The organism is Eubacterium uniforme (genome assembly GCF_900167115.1).
Lineage (GTDB): Bacteria > Bacillota > Clostridia > Lachnospirales > Lachnospiraceae > Eubacterium_S > Eubacterium_S uniforme.
The window spans coordinates 244,428-263,788 of the sequence record NZ_FUXZ01000003.1 but is presented as its reverse complement, the minus strand read 5'-3'; the positions used below and the strand labels follow the sequence as shown (position 1 = coordinate 263,788).

The following is a 19,361-nucleotide window of genomic DNA, read 5'->3' as shown; positions in this document are numbered from 1 at the left end:
TAGTTTCTATATGACCACTTTTTATATTTATAGGGACTTGCAGTGCAAGTCCCTATAAATATAAAAAGTGATAGAATATGAAAAAATAAAGTATGAAAAGATGTAGTGATTTCGAGGTGTTTCTTGTTATGTCAAAAGTGCATAAAAAACACTTTGTCATTTAATTATAGGTATAAATGTTGAGTGTGACAAATTTTGTAAACTTTTTTTAAATCGTTAAAAATAACAAAAGAGGATAAACGATTAAGTAATTTTCTAGTATTTTCACTAATTGAAATTATTATATAGATTATATATAATATATAAGGACGTTGAGGGCGTCAATTGTTTTTATAAATAAGGAGGAAGATAATGGAAATCATTAAGAAGAGAGTAACTAGTGTTAAGTTACTTGCATCAATTGTAATGGCATTTGCATTCATGTACATTTTTAGTGTTAATGCATTTGCTGGAAACTTAAAGCAGATTGGAAACTCAGACAATTCTGTAACAATGAACTGGGAAGGCGTTAAGAGTTCTTGGACTTCAACAAGTACAACAACTTACACTTATGAAAATGTTAGAATCGGTTATGCTGAAATTCCTATTGGCGCTGATTATGCAACTCAGTCACAGTGTGAAACAACAGCTAAGAATAATGCTATTAACGGACAGATCGTATTACCTAATCCTAACGAATTTACATATACAATTCCAGGATTAAGAGCTCAGTCACAGTATATTATTTATGTTGCTTATAATGTACGTTCTACAAGTAAATATGGAACAACAAGAATGTATGAAAACAACTATCTTAGTTGTTATGCATTAACAAAGATTTCAAAAATTAATAATGTTGCACAGAAAAAATGGTGGAAATATGCATTAAGCGTTGACGTTTCATGGGATCAGGTTCCAACTATTGCTAGTAGTGATGTAACTTATGAAGTAAAATTCATGGATGTAAAGGGTAGAGATATTGAAACAAAGACTTCTAACTACATTGGTTATAGTCACGCAATTAAAAACAACAAGATTTATACTGTAAAGGTTCGTGCTACTCGTAGAGCTAATTCAAATTATCAGATGAATATGGGTGATGAAGTAACAGAATGGTCAGATGTTCAGTACTTATTTACACAGCCTACAGTTAAGTATGCTAAGTTAGCTAAGGGTAAACTTACAATTAGCTGGAACAAGATTTCAGGTGTTACAAGCTATGATGTATATGTTTCAACAAAGCAGAGCAAGGGATACAAGAAAGTTAAAACTTTAAAGGCTAAGAAGAAATCTTATACAATTAAGAAGTTCAAGAAAAAGAAATTAAAGAAGAGACAGTATTTTGTATATGTTGTTCCTAACAAGAAGGTAGCTGGTAAGGTTATTAAGAAGGACGTTACATATGTATACAAAGTACAGAAGGGTGTTTCAACACCATCAGAATGTTATAAATAAAATATAATTTATTAACATATAAAAGGCATGTGGTTTATCCACATGCCTTTTAATATTATTATGGAAATGAATACTTTATTTGAAAAAAATAAAAAAATTAAAGTGAAAAATAAATAAGTTAATGTTTTTTTATTTATTTTATGATATAGTAATATTCGTAGGTGTTAAGTTATAGTTAAGATATAGCTTTGCAAAAGGGTAGTATAAAATTTGATAGGGTTTTTTATACTACGGAATATGAAAATAGAAATTGGAGGAATGAACATGAAGTTATTTAAGAAGTTTGGACTTCTTGCAACAACTACAGTTGCAACAGTTATGTTTGGTTGCATGGCTTATGGTATGGAACAGACTGGTTCGTCAACAAGTCAAGCTACAGTTGAATTTGGATCAGCTAATAGGATTGTTTGGCAGTTGGCTGATGATAGCAATTTTTCTAGTATTACTAGACAGTCTGGTAGTAATGGGAAAAATACGGCAGAAAGAATATATGGTGGAAAGAAAACGTTTAATGATTTACAATCAGGAAAGTCTTTTTGGGTTAGATACAAAACCGAAAATGATGCAGATTGGCGTGAGTCTATAGAAATTGTTACAGCTCCAAAATTCGCTAGCGGTTCTAAATTATCAGAAACTGGCTGTGCAGTTGGATCAGCTACATTAGGTTGGGATGAGGCTAGTGGTGCAACAAGTTATGAAGTTATTTCTAATAACGTTGTTTTAGCTACTACACCAACTACAAGTGCGACTATAAATATTAACACTTCAACAGAAGTTAAAGTATATGCTATGAGAAAGTCATCTTCTAACTATGTTGCTAAAAATAGTAACTATTTATCATTAAGTGGTGTAAAACCAGTACCTGGTAAAATATCAAAAGTTAAATATGATGGTACAAACAGTTCTGGAATTAATATAAAGTGGGATTCTATCCAGGGTGCTGATGGATATGAAATGCAGTATTGTACTTATAAGGGTAAAGGTAAAACAATAGTAGATAGAACTAATTGGTATAATTATACATATGCATCTATTTCAAAGCCAAAGAGAATTCTTTATAGAGTAAAAGCAAGAGCTTATGTAAAAATTGCAGGACAGAAGTTCTATGGCGAATGGTCACCAGAAAAGTATGTTTGCAAAGATTTAAATTATGAAGATGTAAAATTAAAATCAGCATCAACTAGAAAGAGTAATAGAATAAGTGTTTCTTGGAATAAAATGTCAGGTGCTAAGAAGTATGTAGTATATATGGCAAAAGATAACGCAGCTGGTTTTAAGAAGATTAAAACTACTAAGAAAAGAGCTATAGTTGTAACTAAGTTTAAAGGTAGAAAGTTATCTACAAATACAAGTTATTATTTCAGAGTTATTGCAGTTGGAAAAGCTGGAAAGAAAAAATTTAAAACACCTAAAGATCTTTCAAAGGGTGGAACATTATACAGATATTATTATTAAAAATATTTTAAGAGGCTATGTAAAAGTAGCCTCTTTTTTGTTGCAAATAGTATGATAAATAAGGTATAATTTATGGTGGAGTGTAAATGATTATTAATACTTTGTGGGGCCGAGTATATATGATTTATTTTTGTATAAATGGGAATGTATAAAGCTACTACAAATTAGATTGGAGGATGAATATGAAAAAAATTAAAAAAGTAAGTATGGTGCTTACAACTATTGCTGCATCAGTATTATTTGGTTGTGCAGTATCAGCAACACCTACAGGATTAAAACAGATTGGTGATACTACTAATGCAGTAGCTATTGATTGGGATGATACTACGATAGCTGGTATTTCAAATTATGCTGTATTTGTTTCAACGGATAAGGACAGATGGGATGAAAGTACAATTGTTGAAAAATCTAGTGGATTTGTAAAATCGTCAGAAGCTAGTATAACAAATTTAACACCAGGATCAAGTTATTATGTTAAAGTTACAGAGGCAGCAGTTGATTCAGATAATAACTTACATTTAGGTAAATGGTCTGATTATATCGAAATTGTTACAAAACCAGATGATGCATCATTTACTGGTGCAACTGTTAAACAGACAGCTGCCAAAAAGGGTAAAGTTAGTATATCATGGCAAGCTGTTAATGGTGCAACAGGATATGAAGTTAAAGTCTCTAAGAATGATACAACTGCAGATGCGACTGTATATGCTGATGTAACAGGAACATCTTTAGATATTAGTACTAATAGTCCTACATATGCAGGAGTTTATTACTATAGAAAATCAAGCACAGGTTATGTTGCTAAGTGTAGTGAAGGGAAACAGGCTTATAGAGTTTCACTTAAGCCACTTCCAGGCAAAGCTAAGAAACCTAAGATTGTTAGCGAAAATGTTGTTGGTGGTGTAAATGTTAAATTTAGTGCTATAAACAATTGTGATGGATATCAGGTTCAGTATTGTAAGTATAACGGTAAGGGCAAGAAGAATAAATATACAGCTACATCACAGATTTCATTAAGTAGTTTAAACAAAAAAATGTTTTATAAAGTTAGAGCAAGAGGATATGTTGTTCTTTCAAGCGGTAAGAAGGCTTATGGAAAGTGGTCAAAGGCAAATGTATTTTGTATGGATCAGACTAGACATAACTGCAAAATAACTGATGCAAGTTCTTCAACTACAAAGAAGGTAAAACTTGCTTGGAAAAAAGTTAAGGGCGCAAAGAATTATACTGTTTACATGTCAAAGAGCAGATACAGTGGATATAAAGCAGTTGCAACTACTAAGGGTACAAGCGTAACATTATCAAGCTTTAATGGTAGTGGATTTGCTTATGATCAAAATTACTATTATTATGTTGTAGCGAATGCCAAAGTAGGCAAGAAAACATATAAGTCATTAAAATATAATAGAGATGGATTCCATTTCTATAGAAAATATTATTAAAATTTACATATTGTTTTAGGAGGTTGGTATGCAATATAACATTAAAGGAACTCCACTTCCAGTAGTGGAATGTATTTTAGAGGCTGGAGAATCACTTATCTGTGAAGGCGGAGCTATGAGTTGGATGAGTCCAAACATGCAGATGGAAACAAGTGGTGGCGGATTAGGCAAGATGGTTGGAAAGGCTTTCTCAGGCGAAAAGATTTTTAGTAATATTTATACAGCAATGGGTGGTCAGGGACTTATCGCATTTGCTTCAACTTTCCCAGGTCAGATTATGGCTATTGAAATTCAGCCTGGTCAGGATATTATTTGTCAGAAATCAGCATTCCTTGCTGCAACACCAGGAGTTGAACTTTCAGTATTTTGGCAGAAAAAGATAGGCACTGGTTTCTTTGGCGGTGAAGGTTTTATTATGCAGAGACTTTCAGGTAGCGGTTTAGCTTTTATTGAAATTGATGGATGCGTTGAAGAAAAATACTTAGAAGCTGGTCAGCAGATCGTTGTTGATACAGGCTATCTTGCAATGATGGACAATACATGTTCAATGGATGTGGTTACTGTAAAGGGTATTAAGAATAAGCTTCTTGGTGGTGAAGGTTTCTTTAATACAGTTGTAACTGGTCCAGGTAAAGTAACATTACAGACTATGCCAATTAGTCAGGTTGCTAAAACAATGATTCCATTTATGCCTGTTTCAGGTAGATGAACTGGAGTGTTTGAAGCGGTATCTGACAACCTATAATTTAGGTTCCAAATGGAAAATTGGTTCCAATAATTGGAAGATGTGCTAAAAAAGTGAGATTTTTGTTAAAAAACAAAAATACGAAATCGTTTAAATACAAGCGTTTTTGGAAACGCGATAGCATATAATTGCAAAAAACAGGTGGTACTATAACAAAATAGTGCTACCTGTTTTATTTATGCCATATGTCATAAACAATAATTAAATGATTCTAGCAAGTATAGTTTGAAAAAATTGTGGTAGTATTTAGTCGTGCGATAGATAAGTATTAAAATTTGTTTTGTGTGGGAGTCGAAGTTTTAATATAACGCACTAGGAAAAGGAAAAAAGACAACGACGTAAAAAGGAAGGATCAAAATGAAGAACAAAAAGATTATTGCCACATGCTCTTTAGTTGCATGTATGGCAGTTACTGGCGTTGCGTTCTCTACGATTAAGCATTTTATCGGTGCAGACTCTAACACAGTAACAGTTGAGTTTAAGAAAACAAGTGAAGGTAAAAAGGATATTACTGCAGGCTTAAAGAAAGCTATTGAAAATGCAAGCAGTGGTACAAAAATTGTAATTCCAGAAGGTGATTATATTATCACAGAAGGATTTGTTGTAGATAAGGGAGTAACAATTACTGGTGAAGGTAAGGTTGAATTAAATGGTCAGGGTGTAATTGCAAAAACAGCTGGATGGAAAAAACCAGCAGCTGATAAGGTTGTTACTTCAAAGAATTATGTACCTGAGTATTATGTGGTTAATAATTCAGATGATTTATTTAAAAAGGGTAATACAGATTATGATGTATTCCAGGTTGAAGCATCAGGTGTAACTATTGATAATATTCAGATTACAGGTGTTTATAATGATAGCACTTCAGTAGTTCCAGTTGGTATTAGAGTATGTGAAGGTGTTAAAAACACAACAATTAGAAATTGTAAAATACATGATATGGGTTGTGTATATAAGAAATTTAGTGAAGATTACAACGGACATGGAATTATTGTTGATGGAGCTGAAAAAGCTTCAAAATCTAATGTGATTATAAATACGGTTATTTCTAACTGTGAATTATATAATTTATATCTTGGACAGAGTGAAGCACTCGTTCTTAATGGAAATGTAGAAGGATTTGATGTAGTTAATAACTACGTACATGATTGTGATAATATTGGTATTGATATTATTGGATTTGAAAAGAATCAGAATAAAGATTTTGATCTAGCAAGAGGAACTGAAGAAAAGTATGCTACTGTAAGAAATAATGTAGTAATTAACATTTCATCTGGATCTAATACAGCGTATAGAGCTGATGAGGATGAAGATGGTACGGAATCTTGCTGCGCAGGTGGTATTTATGTTGATGGTGGTAAGTATGTAGATATTACTAATAACTATGTTGAAAACAGCGATATAGGTTGTGAACTTGCTAGTGAACATTATGGATTAGCAACATCATATGTTAATTTAGTGAACAATACTTTTGTAAAAAATGATGAATTAGCAGGTGTTAGTTTAGGCGGTTGTGATAAAGGAAATGGTGGTGCGAACAATTGTACTATTGCATATAATACAATTTATAATACTAGTGAAGCATGTTTAAATTTCCAGAATGATTGTTATGGTAGTGATAATAATATTAATAATAATATCATTATCGCTCCAAAGGAAAGTAAAGTATTTAATATTGAAGCAGAAGGTAAAGTTGATTTTAATATTGTTTTAAATAATAACTTATCAAATTATAAATTACCTAAGTCAGGTAGTAAAAACGTTACTGATTCAATTGAGGTTGAAGACTATAGTAATACAGATGTTATTCTTAAGACAAAAACAGCAATTAAAGATGGCGGTAAGAATATCTATGGTTCTAGTGTAACAAGAAGAAACACAGATGCAAAAACTGTAGGTGAAAAAGAATCAGAAACACAGAAGGCTACAGAAAAAGTAGAAAAAGAAAGTAGCACAAAGGAAAACATAGAAACAAAGCCATCAGTTAAAGAAACTGAGAAGAAAACAGAGAAGACTTCAGTTAAAGAAGAAACAACTAAAAAAGAAGAGAAAACAACTAAAAAAGAAGAAAAGACAACTAAAAAAGAAGAAACAAGCAAGAAGGAAGAATCATCACAGTCAGTTGTAGAAACAACAGGTAAGAAAGATGATGTTGTTGACAATGGTGGTGAGATTACAATTCCAGAAGCAATTATTAGCTCAAGTACTTCTTTCTACAACTTAGAAGAAAGAACTAAGGGCATGAGAATTAAATATACAAAGAGAAAGAATAAAGAAAACTGGAAGCATGTTGATTTGACATTCTCAAACCTTGATTTAACAAAATATAGCAAGGTTAAAATATATGTTATTCCTTCAAGAAATGGTATGAATTTAGGTGTAACTAACATGGATGAAGAAAATCCTATATTCTACAGAGACCATTGGACAAAAGAAGGAAAGTTTACTTCTACAGAAGAACAGGTAGTAACTGTTGATCTTAATGAAGATAACATCGATGGTTTATATTTATACTTTGATGCAACTAAGAAAGATGGTGCATCAGATGCTCAGAGATGTTACATTACAAAGATTGAGTTCGAGTAGAATGTAAATTAATTAATTTAGACTCCCCATTATTTTTTAGGTGCATGGAATCCCCCAATTAAAGGTTCCATGTGCCTTTTTTATGTTATAATGATATGCAAAGCATATCATTATGTTTTTACGAAAGTAAAATCATAAAATTGTGGAGCAAAATAAATCCGTGAAAATGTTTACATTTTCAAAGGATTTATTGCGGAACAATTTAATAACATATCGAAAAAACGACGTTTTTGAGATATGTAAATAAGGAGGGGCCCACGTAGTGGGAAGTTCCTTTGTTTGCCCTGTGCACGCCCAGTTTAGACTTCCAATAAAGTGAATTATTATTGTATAATAGGCGTAGGGATATTTGAAAGAACAGGAGGTATTATGAGGCTTGATAAATTTCTTTCAGAGACGGCAACTGAAAGCAGAAGTGAATTGAAAAAAATGATTAAGAAGGGTTGGGTAAAAGTTAATGGAGAAATCATTAAGGATCCTTCGGTACATATAGATGAGAATAGTGATGAAATTAGCATAAATGGGAAAGTTTTTGAATATAGGAAGTTTGTTTATTATATGCTTAATAAACCTCAGGGTGTGGTATCAGCTACTAAGGATAATCTGCATAAGACAGTTATTGATCTACTAAATGATGAGGATAAAAAGAAGGGAATATTTCCTGTTGGAAGGCTTGATATTGATACAGAAGGTTTGCTTATTCTAACAAATGATGGAGAGTTTTCACATAATCTTTTAGCACCCAATAAGCATGTTTCTAAGAAGTATTATGCAAAGGTAGAGGGTAAACTTGTCAGTGATGCAGTAGAAAAATGCAAGCAAGGAATTGATATTGGTACAGAAGAAGAACCAGAAGTTTGCAAGAGTGCAGAACTTGAAATTATAAGTGTAGATGAAGGAAGAAGTACAACTGAAATTTATCTTACAATTAGTGAGGGAAAGTTTCATCAAGTTAAAAGAATGATTAAAAAACTTGGTGGAGAAGTTGTATATTTAAAAAGATTATCAATGGGAAAATATGAACTTGATGATAATCTTAAATTAGGAGATTATAAGGAATTAGATAAATAGAAGTATATTTCAATTAGGAGTAATATCATTAGGCACATTTATGTAATGGGAAAACATATAGTTAACTTAGTCATTTAAAGTTATAAAAATTTAAATTAAAAAAATTATAAAAACCTATTGACAAGTTAAAATCATAAGAGTATAATTTGGAAACATAAAAGGCAACGGCGTCTTAGATGAAAATCTAAGGCGCCTTTTTCTTTGTAAATATTTTAAGAAAAATTTTATTAAACTGCGCAGAACATTTAAAAAAGTAAGGAGCTTAAAACTATGGAAAAACAAAATGTACCAGAATTGTTTGGATCACTTGTTTTCGATGATAAAGTAATGAGAGCAAGATTATCTGATGATGTATATTCATCACTTAGAAAAACAATTGACGAAAATGTAAAATTAGATGAAACAATTGCAGATGCAATTGCAAAAGAAATGAAAGATTGGGCTATTGAAAATGGCGCAACACATTTTACACATTGGTTCCAACCTCTTACAGGTGTTACTGCGGAGAAACACGATAGCTTTATTACACCTTCACCAGACGGTGGAGTATTGATGGAATTCTCAGGTAAGGAACTTATCAAAGGTGAACCTGATGCATCTTCATTCCCATCAGGTGGACTTAGAGCAACATTTGAAGCTAGAGGATATACAGCATGGGATCCTACATCATATGCATTTATTAAGGATCACACACTTTGCATTCCAACAGCATTTTGTTCATATTCAGGAGAGGCACTTGATAAGAAAACACCACTTCTTAGATCAATGCAGGCCATCAATAGAGAAGCAAAAAGAATTTTAAAATTATTTGGAAATGATGATGTTAAATATGTAAGAACAAGCGTTGGTCCAGAACAGGAATACTTCTTAGTAGATAAAGACGTTTTCAATAAGAGACCTGACTTGGTATATACAGGAAGAACACTTTTTGGCGCAATGCCACCTAAAGGACAGGAGTTAGATGATCATTACTTTGGTGTAATTAAACCTAGGGTTTCAGATTTCATGGAAGACTTAAATGATGAACTTTGGAAACTCGGAATCTTAGCTAAGACAGAGCATAACGAAGTTGCTCCTGCACAGCACGAACTTGCACCAATTTATTCAACAACAAACATTGCTACTGATGCAAACCAGTTAACAATGGAAATTATGAAGAAAGTTGCAAGCAGACATGATATGGTTTGTCTCTTACATGAGAAACCATTTGCTGGAGTTAATGGTTCAGGTAAGCATAACAACTGGTCAATCGCAACGGATACAGGTATCAATCTTTTATCACCTGGTAAGACACCATATGAAAATGCACAGTTCTTATTATTCCTTTGTGCAGTAATTCAGGCTGTTGATGATTATCAGGATCTTTTAAGATTATCAGTTGCTACAGCAGGTAACGATCACAGACTTGGAGCAAATGAAGCTCCACCAGCAATCATTTCAATCTTCCTTGGAGATGAACTTTCAGCTATCCTTGATGCAATCAAGAATGATACAGTTTACGAAGGAATGGAAGATACAAAGATTAAGCTTGGTGTTCATTCACTTCCAAGATTTAGTAGAGATACAACAGATAGAAATAGAACATCACCATTTGCTTTCACAGGTAATAAATTTGAATTTAGATCACTTGGTTCAGCAAATAGTATCGCATGTTGTAACATTATGCTTAACGCAGCAGTTGCAGAAAGCTTAAATCAGTATGCTAATGAACTTGAAAAGGCAGATAACTTTGAAGATGCACTTCATGAACTTATTAAGAGAGTTATCACAGAACATCAGAGAATCCTCTTTGATGGTAACGGATATAGTGATGAATGGGTTAAGGAAGCAACAGAAGTTAGAGGGCTTTCAAATCTTAAGACAACAGCTGATGCAATGCCAAAACTTCTTGATAAGAAGAATGTTGAAATGTTAATTAAGCATAAGGTATTTAATGAAGCTGAAATTCAGTCAAGATGCGAGATTATGCTTGAGAATTATGTTAAGACAATTAACATTGAAGGTCTTACAATGGTTGATATGGTAAGAAAGAATTACTTACCAGCAATTGAAAGATACTTATATAGACTTGCTCAGACTACATCACTTATGAAGTCAGTTAGCAGCAATGTTAAATGTAATTATGAAGTATCTACAATGGAAAGACTTTCAGAACTTACAGATCACATTTTAGAATCTGTAACAGAACTTGAGGAATCACTTGCTAAATTTAAAGAACTTGAAGATGTATTCAAATCATCAGCATTTGTTAGAGATGACATGCTTCCTAAGATGGAAACACTTAGAACATATGTTGATGAAGCTGAAATGCTTACATCTGAAAGAGATTGGCCATTCCCAAGTTATGGTGAATTATTATTCAGTGTTAAATAGTTTTAAGGTTAATTCATAGTTTTTAAGATTACATAGATATAAAGAAATTAAGCAAAGGCGCTTTGAGTAGTACTCGAAGTGCCTTATTTTTAAGGAAATATTAGGTATAGAATTTAAGGAAATGATTTAAAAAAAGAATTATTAAGATCGGAGGAAAGCATATGAAAGATGTTTTAGAACTCGTCAATGGACAATTATTTGCTGTATGGTTTTTAATTGGTGCAGCGTTAGTATTTTGGATGCAGGCTGGATTTGCGATGGTTGAAACTGGTTTTACTAGAGCAAAGAATGCAGGTAACATCATCATGAAGAACTTAATGGACTTCTGTATTGGATGTGTAGTATTTATCTTAATTGGTTTTGGATTATTATTAGGTAAAGATTTAGCAGGATTTATTGGAAAACCTGGATTTGATATTTTTACAAATTATAAAAATTTTGATTGGTCTAATTTTGTATTTAACTTGGTATTCTGTGCTACAACAGCAACAATCGTATCAGGTGCCATGGCTGAAAGAACTAAGTTCTTAAGCTACTGTGTATACTCAGGAGTTATTTCAGCACTTGTTTATCCAATCGAAGCTCACTGGATATGGGGCGGCGGCTGGTTAGCTGAAATGGGATTTCATGATTTCGCAGGATCATGTGCAATTCACATGGTTGGTGGTATCTCAGCATTAGTTGGTGCAACAATTGTTGGAGCTAGAATTGGTAAATTTGAACGTGATAAGAACGGTAAAGTAACAAAAGTAAATGCTTTCCCAGGTCATAACTTAGTAATCGGTGCTTTAGGTGTATTTATTCTTTGGCTCGGTTGGTACGGATTTAACGGAGCTGCTTGTACATCAGTTGAACAGTTAGCATCAGTATTTGTTACAACAACAATCGCTCCTTCAATTGCAACATTTGTATGTATGGTATTTACATGGATTAAATACGGAAAACCTGATGTTTCAATGTGTTTAAATGCATCACTTGCAGGTCTTGTAGCAATTACAGCAGGTTGTGATGTTACAGATGCAACAGGTGCAATCATAATTGGTGCGGTAGCAGGTGTGTTAGTAGTATTTGGAGTATGGTTCCTCGATTATGTACTTAGAATCGACGATCCAGTTGGTGCAGTTGCAGTACATATGATGAACGGTATTTGGGGAACAATTGCAGTTGGTTTATTTGCAACAAAGACAGCACCAGATAGTGAACTTGAAGGTTTATTCTATGGTGGTGGTGTTACACTTCTTAAATATCAGGTAATTGGTGTTGTTTCAGTAGCAGCATGGACAGTAGTTACAATGTTTATTGTATTCTCAGTAATTAAAGCAATCTTCGGTCTTAGAGTTTCAGAAGAAGAAGAACTTGAAGGTTTAGATAGTACAGAACATGGTCTTTCATCTGCATATTCAGGATTCTCAATTATGGATATGTCTGATGCAACATTGATTGAAAATGAAAACACAAGTCTTGGTGTTGCTGAATATGAAGAAGCTTCAGAAGCTAAGAAGAATGCTTCAGTTCCAGTAGTAAATACAGTTGGTGATATGACTTCAGCAGGAATTCCTGATTCAGGAATTTATAAAGTAGTTATCATTACAAAACTTTCAAGATATGACAAGATTAAGAAAGCTCTTAACAACTTAGGTGTTACAGGTATTACAGTAACACAGGTTAGTGGTTGTGGTATCCAGAAGGGTTCTGGTGAAAGATATCGTGGTGTTGAAATGGACGTTACATTACTTCCTAAGATTAAACTTGAAGTAGTAGTAAGTAAGATTCCAGTTGACAGCGTTATAGAAACAGCTAAGAAAACTCTTTATACTGGTAAGATTGGCGATGGTAAAGTATTCGTATATCCAGTAAGCAGAGTTGTTAAGATTAGAACTGGCGAAGAAAACTACGCAGCATTACAGGATGTTGAATAATCATAAGGATGATTGTTCAATAAAGAGTGATAGTAGCTCTTTACTACTAAGTGTTATCGAAAAGCAGAGTTTGTGTTGGCATAGTTTTACATACTTTGTTTTTCAATGGCACATAGTTTAGTGAAAGTTATTGTGATAAAAACATGATAAGTAAGTAGAGTTTGCGTTATGCTAACTTTACTTGCTTTGATTGTGTTTATAAATACTATAAAAAATAAGAGGAAAAAATATGTTTAAAGAATGTAGTTTGAATGACTTATCAAAAATGGACATAAGTGAAACAGAAATCAAGAATGATAAGCTTCATGAAGAGTGTGGTGTCTTTGGCATTTATTCACCATCTGGTGGAGAAGTTTCAAAGGATGTCTATTATGGACTTATAGCTCTTCAACATAGGGGACAGGAAGCATGTGGAATTGCCGTTTCTGATACTAGTGGTGAAAAGGGTAATTTAAAACTTAAAAAGGACATGGGTCTTGTAAGTGAAGTTTTTCATAAGGAAGATTTTAGTAATTTAAAAGGAAATATTGGAGTCGGGCATGTAAGATATTCAACGACTGGTGGTAGTGTTGTTGAGAATGCTCAGCCTATAGCAATGAATTACATAAAAGGAAGTTTAGCGCTTGTTCATAATGGAAATATTGTTAATGCCAATGAGCTTAAAGAGAAGCAAATGTATAGAGGTCTTGCTCATTATACTACTACTGATTCAGAGGTTTTAGCATATGAAATTATTGGTGACAGAGTTAATAGTGGTAGCATTGAGGAAGCGATAAAGAAAAGTGCTTCTAAATTAAAGGGTGGATTTGCTGTGGTTGTAATGAGTCCAAGAAAGTTGGTGGGAATCAGAGATCCATTTGGTATTAAACCATTAGTTTTAGGAGTTAAGAATAATTTCGTTGATGGAAAAGGTGAACAGGGTAGTCTTTTTGATAATGAAAAATTTGATAAGCATAATACTTATATTTTAGCATCTGAGAGTTCTGCTATAAGAGCTGTTGGAGGTAAGGTTATAAGGGATATTAAACCTGGTGAAATTATAAGTATTACAAGTAAGGGCATAACATCTGATTATGATTTATGTCAGGAGAAAAAAGCTCATTGCATCTTTGAATATATTTATTTTGCAAGAAATGATTCTGTTATGGATGGAATTGCAATTCATACTGCAAGGGAAATGGCAGGAAGAGCACTTGCAAGAAAGAGTAAGGTAGATGCTGATATAGTAGTCGGCGTACCTGAATCTGGAATACCTGCAGCAATGGGGTATTCAAAGGAAGCTAATATACCATATGTACAAGCGTTTTATAAAAATTCATATATTGGAAGAAGTTTTATAAAACCTACGGATGAAGAGAGAAGAGATGCAGTACATATGAAGTTGAGTGTATTAGAGGATGAAGTAAAGGATAAGAATATTGTTATCATAGATGATTCAATTGTAAGAGGAACAACTATGAAGCAACTTATTATTATGTTAAAACAGGCAGGAGCTAAGGCAGTACATGTACGAATTAGTTCGCCACCGTTTTTATATCCTTGCTACTATGGTACAGATGTACCAACATCAAAACAGCTTATAGCATCAAAGCATTCTAATGAAGATGTAAGAAAAAACATTGGTGCTGATTCACTTGAATATTTAAGCATTGAGGATTTTAAATACATGGTTGGTGATTTACAAATCTGTAAGGCTTGTTTTAATAACGATTATCCGGTATAGGAAAGAATGAGAGGAACTATATGAATAAATTAATGAATGAAATAGAGCAAAAAGGTTTATATAATCAAAATTTTGAGCATGACAATTGTGGTATAGGTGCAATTGTTAATATAAAAGGTAAAGCAAACCATGCACTTGTTGAAGATGCGTTAAGTATAGTAGAGAATCTTGAACATAGAGCAGGTAAGGATGCTGAAGGTAAAACTGGTGATGGCGTTGGTATTTTAACACAGATTCCACATAAGTATTTTAAAAAGATTTTAAAGAAGGAAGGTGTTAATCTTCCTAATAAAAGAGGATATGCTGTTGGTATGTTTTTCTTTCCACAAAATGACCTTGAAAGAAAACAGGCTAAGACAATGTTTGAAATCATTGTTAAAAAGGAAGGTTTTAATATCTTAGCTTGGAGAAAAGTTGAGGTATGTCCTAATGTACTTGGTAGCAAGGCTCTTGAGTGTATGCCAGTTATTGCACAGGTATTTATTGAAAGACCTGAAGGATTTGATACAGACTTAGATTTTGATAGAAAGTTATATGTTATAAGAAGAGAGTTTGAACAGAGTAATGTAAATACTTACGTTCCTTCATTATCATGTAGAACAATAGTATATAAGGGTATGTTCTTAGTTGGACAGTTACGTACATTCTTTAAGGATTTAATGGATAGTGATTATGAATCTTCAATTGCAATGGTTCATTCTAGATTTTCAACTAACACAAATCCAAGTTGGAATCGTGCTCATCCTAATAGATTTATGGTTCATAATGGTGAAATTAATACTATTAAGGGTAACGCTGATAAGATGATTGCAAGAGAAGAAACAATGCATTCTAAGTTATTTAATGAAGAAGACATGACAAAGGTATTACCTGTTATTTCATCAAGTGGATCTGACTCAGCTATGCTTGATAATACTTTAGAATTTCTTGTTATGAGTGGAATGGATTTACCACTTGCAGCAATGATTGCTATTCCAGAACCATGGTCACATAATGAGACATTATCACAGGAAGAAAGAGATTTCTATCAGTATTATGCAACAATGATGGAACCTTGGGATGGTCCTGCATCAATCATGTTATCAGATGGTGATATCATGTGTGCAATCCTTGATAGAAATGGCCTTCGTCCATCAAGATATTATATTACAGATGATGACAGACTTATTCTTTCATCAGAAGTTGGTGTGTTAAAGATTGATGAAGAACATATCATTAAGAAAGAAAGACTTCATCCAGGTAAAATGCTTTTAGTAAATACTGTTGAAGGTAGAATTTACAGTGATGAAGAAGTTAAGGAAAAATATGCTCATAAGAATCCATATGGTGAATGGCTTGACATGAGTTTACTTGAACTTAAGAATATAAAAATTCCAAATGAGAAGGTTGTTTCTTATACAAGAGAAGAAAGAAAGAAACTTCAGAAAGCATTTGGTTATACATATGAAAACTATTATGAAGGTATTAAGAATATGGCCATGAATGGTACTGAAAGTATAGGTTCAATGGGTGTTGATACTCCTATTGCTGCACTTTCAAATGAATACCAGCCATTATTTTATTACTTTAAGCAGTTATTTGCTCAGGTTACAAATCCACCTATCGATGCACAGAGAGAAAAGATTGTAACACGTACAACAGTTTATGTTGGTAAGAATGGTAATCTTTTAGAAGAAGATGCAAATAATTGTAGAGTACTTAAGATTCATAATCCTATTTTATCTGATCTTGATATGTTAAAAATCAAGAACATGAATAAGGATGGAATTAAGGCAGCTAAGGTTTCACTTCTTTACTATAAGAGTACTCCAATGAAGAGAGTTTTAGATCATCTTTTTGTTGAAGTTGATAAGGCATATAAGGAAGGAGCAAATATCTTAGTTCTTTCAGATAGAGGTGTTGATGAAAACCATGTTGCAATACCTTCATTATTAGCAGTTTCGGCAGTTCATAAGCATTTGGTAGAAACTAAGAAGTGTACAGCAATGTCAATCGTACTTGAATCAGGTGAACCTAGAGAAGTACATCACTTTGCAACACTTTTAGGTTATGGTGCATCTGCAATTAATCCATATCTTGCACATTCAACAATTGAGGAAATAATTGAGGATGGATTACTTGGTAAGGACTATTATGCAGCAGTAGAAGATTATGATGAAGCAATTTTACAGGGTATTGTAAAGATTGCATCTAAGATGGGTATTTCAACAATTCAGTCATACCAAGGTAGTAAGATTTTTGAAGCAATTGGTATTTCAAAAGAATTAATAGATGAATATTTCCCAGGTACAGTTAGTAGAGTAGATGGTATTACTCTTGACGGTATCGCAGAGAATATTGATAAACAACATAGCAAGGCATTTGATCCATTGGGACTTAGTAGCAATTTGGAACTAACTGAACTTGGTCGTCATAAGATGAGAGCTCAGGGTGAAACACATAGATATAATCCTAGAACAATTCATATGTTACAGACATCAACAAGAGAAGGTGATTTTGATAAATTCCTTCAGTATACACAGATGGTTGATGATGAAAAAACAGGATATATTAGAAGCCTTTTAGATTTCAATTTCGCTGATAAGGAAATTCCATTAGATGAAGTTGAAAGTGAAGAAGAAATTGTTAAGAGATTTAAAACAGGTGCTATGTCATATGGTTCAATTTCAGAAGAGGCACATACAACTTTAGCAATAGCAATGAATCATTTACATGGTAAATCAAATAGTGGTGAAGGTGGAGAAAGTGATGAAAGAATCGCTTCTGCTGGAACTAAGAATGATAGAAGTTCTGCAATTAAGCAGGTAGCTAGTGGTAGATTTGGTGTTACAAGTACATATCTTGTTTCAGCTAAAGAAATCCAGATTAAGATGGCACAGGGGGCAAAACCTGGTGAAGGTGGACACCTTCCTGGGAAGAAAGTATATCCTTGGGTTGCTAAGACTAGACATTCAACACCAGGTGTAAGTCTTATTTCACCACCACCACATCATGATATTTATTCAATTGAAGATTTAGCACAGCTTATATATGACTTAAAGAATGCTAATAAATATGCAAGAATTTCAGTTAAACTTGTTTCAGAAGCTGGTGTTGGTACAGTTGCAGCAGGTGTTGCAAAGGCAGGTGCTCAGGTAATCTTAGTTTCAGGTTATGATGGAGGTACAGGTGCTGCACCACTTAGCTCAATTCATAACGCAGGTCTTCCATGGGAGATGGGTCTTGCAGAAACACATCAGACACTTGTAGCAAATGGTTTAAGAAACCAGGTTGTTATTGAAACAGATGGTAAGCTTATGAGTGGTAGAGATGTTGCTATCGCAGCAATTCTTGGTGCTGAAGAATTTGGATTTGCTACAGCTCCACTTGTAACAATGGGATGTGCAATGATGAGAGTTTGTCAGAGTGATACATGTCCAATGGGTATTGCTACACAGAATCCTGAACTTAGAAAGAGATTCAGAGGTAAGCCAGAATACGTTGAAAACTTCATGATTTTCGTTGCTAGAGAATTAAGACAGTACATGGCAAAACTTGGTGTAAGAAAAGTTGATGAATTAATTGGTAGAACTGATCTTTTGAAAGTTAAGGATAACTTAAGTGGAAAAGAATCATTAATTAACCTTGATAAAGTTTTATATGACATGTCAAAGGTTGATAGAGAAGAACAGACATTCCATAGTGAAAAGGTTTATGATTTCAAACTTGATGAAACAAAGGACGAAGCAGTACTTCTTAAATCAAGCAAGATTCAAAAATCTATTAAAGATGGAAGTAAGAGCAAGATTGATATTGAACTTACAAATATAGATAGAACATTTGGTACATTACTTGGTGCTGAAATTACTAGAAACCATCCAGAAGGACTTACAGAAGATACAATTAAGATTAATTGTAAGGGTTCTGGCGGACAGAGTTTTGGCGCATTTATTCCTAAGGGCTTAACACTTGATTTAACAGGTGATAGTAATGACTACCTAGGTAAGGGCTTATCTGGTGGTAAGATTATAGTTAAAGCTCCAGCAAATGCTAAGTATAATCCAGATGAAAATATTATTATCGGTAACGTTGCATTATATGGTGCAACATCTGGTGAATGTTATATATCAGGTATGGCAGGTGAAAGATTCGCTATAAGAAATTCTGGCGTATCAGCTGTTGTAGAAGGTGTTGGTGAACACGGATGTGAATATATGACTGGTGGTAAGGTTGTTATTCTTGGTGAGACTGGCAAAAACTTCGCAGCAGGTATGAGTGGCGGAATAGCTTATGTTCTTGATGAAGAGAATAAACTTTATAAGAACCTTAATAAAGAAATGGTTAGCATGGAAAAAATTGAAAATAAGGCTGACTATGATGGACTTAAAGAAATGATTGAAAAACATGTTCGCTATACAGGTTCAAAGAAGGGTAAGAAGATACTTGATAATTTTGATGAATATATTGATCATTTCAAGAAAGTTATTCCTGTAGATTATAAAGAAATTCTTAGACTTATTGCAGAATTTGAAGAACAGGGTATGAAGTTAGAAGATGCTCAGATTGAAGCGTTTACAAAATTTGTAGGATAGATTAGATAGTATTAAATTACTACTAAGTGATAGCCATAAGAA

10 protein-coding genes are annotated in these 19,361 nt (G+C 33.2%); all 10 read left to right on the top strand.

The window, feature by feature from the left end; translation table 11 throughout:
- The first annotated feature begins 351 nt into the window (after window positions 1–351).
- The 10 genes from B5D16_RS02735 to gltB all read left to right on the top strand — a co-directional run bounded on the left by B5D16_RS02735 (window position 352) and on the right by gltB (window position 19,319).
- Complete coding sequence (locus tag B5D16_RS02735) at window positions 352–1,434, top strand: hypothetical protein (RefSeq protein WP_078765435.1); 1,083 nt, start codon at window positions 352–354, stop codon at window positions 1,432–1,434.
- Window positions 1,435–1,698: 264 nt separating this feature from the next.
- Entirely contained in the window at window positions 1,699–2,889 is a 1,191-nt protein-coding gene (locus B5D16_RS02730; RefSeq protein ID WP_078765434.1) for a fibronectin type III domain-containing protein, read from the top strand.
- A 182-nt stretch (window positions 2,890–3,071) separates the two neighbouring features.
- The gene (locus B5D16_RS02725; protein WP_078765433.1) at window positions 3,072–4,331 is read left to right on the top strand and encodes a fibronectin type III domain-containing protein; all 1,260 of its coding nucleotides are present in this window, start codon (window positions 3,072–3,074) and stop codon (window positions 4,329–4,331) included.
- Window positions 4,332–4,359: 28 nt separating this feature from the next.
- Entirely contained in the window at window positions 4,360–5,040 is a 681-nt protein-coding gene (locus tag B5D16_RS02720) for a TIGR00266 family protein (RefSeq protein WP_078765432.1), read from the top strand.
- A gap of 393 nt (window positions 5,041–5,433) precedes the next feature.
- The gene (locus B5D16_RS02715) at window positions 5,434–7,662 is read left to right on the top strand and encodes a right-handed parallel beta-helix repeat-containing protein (RefSeq protein ID WP_078765431.1); all 2,229 of its coding nucleotides are present in this window, start codon (window positions 5,434–5,436) and stop codon (window positions 7,660–7,662) included.
- 369 nt (window positions 7,663–8,031) lie between these two features.
- Window positions 8,032–8,733 (top strand): pseudouridine synthase, encoded by a 702-nt coding sequence (locus B5D16_RS02710; RefSeq protein ID WP_078765430.1) that lies wholly within the window; start codon window positions 8,032–8,034, stop codon window positions 8,731–8,733.
- A gap of 270 nt (window positions 8,734–9,003) precedes the next feature.
- Window positions 9,004–11,106, top strand: coding sequence for a glutamine synthetase III family protein (locus B5D16_RS02705; protein WP_078765429.1), 2,103 nt, complete (start codon window positions 9,004–9,006; stop codon window positions 11,104–11,106).
- 161 nt (window positions 11,107–11,267) lie between these two features.
- Window positions 11,268–13,025, top strand: coding sequence for an ammonium transporter (locus tag B5D16_RS02700; RefSeq protein ID WP_078765428.1), 1,758 nt, complete (start codon window positions 11,268–11,270; stop codon window positions 13,023–13,025).
- Between the two features lie 229 nt (window positions 13,026–13,254).
- A complete protein-coding gene (gene purF / locus B5D16_RS02695; RefSeq protein ID WP_341465176.1) occupies window positions 13,255–14,748 on the top strand; it encodes an amidophosphoribosyltransferase in 1,494 nt (497 codons plus the stop codon).
- A 20-nt stretch (window positions 14,749–14,768) separates the two neighbouring features.
- A complete protein-coding gene (gene gltB, locus B5D16_RS02690) occupies window positions 14,769–19,319 on the top strand; it encodes a glutamate synthase large subunit (RefSeq protein ID WP_078765427.1) in 4,551 nt (1,516 codons plus the stop codon).
- The last annotated feature ends 42 nt before the right edge of the window (window positions 19,320–19,361 follow it).

What these genes read in the sequence shown, in the direction of transcription:
- B5D16_RS02735 (WP_078765435.1), top strand. Translation starts at nt 352, where the DNA reads ATGGAAATCATTAAGAAGAGAGTAACTAGTGTTAAGTTACTTGCATCA.
- B5D16_RS02730 (WP_078765434.1), top strand. Translation starts at nt 1,699, where the DNA reads ATGAAGTTATTTAAGAAGTTTGGACTTCTTGCAACAACTACAGTTGCA.
- B5D16_RS02725 (WP_078765433.1), top strand. Translation starts at nt 3,072, where the DNA reads ATGAAAAAAATTAAAAAAGTAAGTATGGTGCTTACAACTATTGCTGCA.
- B5D16_RS02720 (WP_078765432.1), top strand. Translation starts at nt 4,360, where the DNA reads ATGCAATATAACATTAAAGGAACTCCACTTCCAGTAGTGGAATGTATT.
- B5D16_RS02715 (WP_078765431.1), top strand. Translation starts at nt 5,434, where the DNA reads ATGAAGAACAAAAAGATTATTGCCACATGCTCTTTAGTTGCATGTATG.
- B5D16_RS02710 (WP_078765430.1), top strand. Translation starts at nt 8,032, where the DNA reads ATGAGGCTTGATAAATTTCTTTCAGAGACGGCAACTGAAAGCAGAAGT.
- B5D16_RS02705 (WP_078765429.1), top strand. Translation starts at nt 9,004, where the DNA reads ATGGAAAAACAAAATGTACCAGAATTGTTTGGATCACTTGTTTTCGAT.
- B5D16_RS02700 (WP_078765428.1), top strand. Translation starts at nt 11,268, where the DNA reads ATGAAAGATGTTTTAGAACTCGTCAATGGACAATTATTTGCTGTATGG.
- purF (WP_341465176.1), top strand. Translation starts at nt 13,255, where the DNA reads ATGTTTAAAGAATGTAGTTTGAATGACTTATCAAAAATGGACATAAGT.
- gltB (WP_078765427.1), top strand. Translation starts at nt 14,769, where the DNA reads ATGAATAAATTAATGAATGAAATAGAGCAAAAAGGTTTATATAATCAA.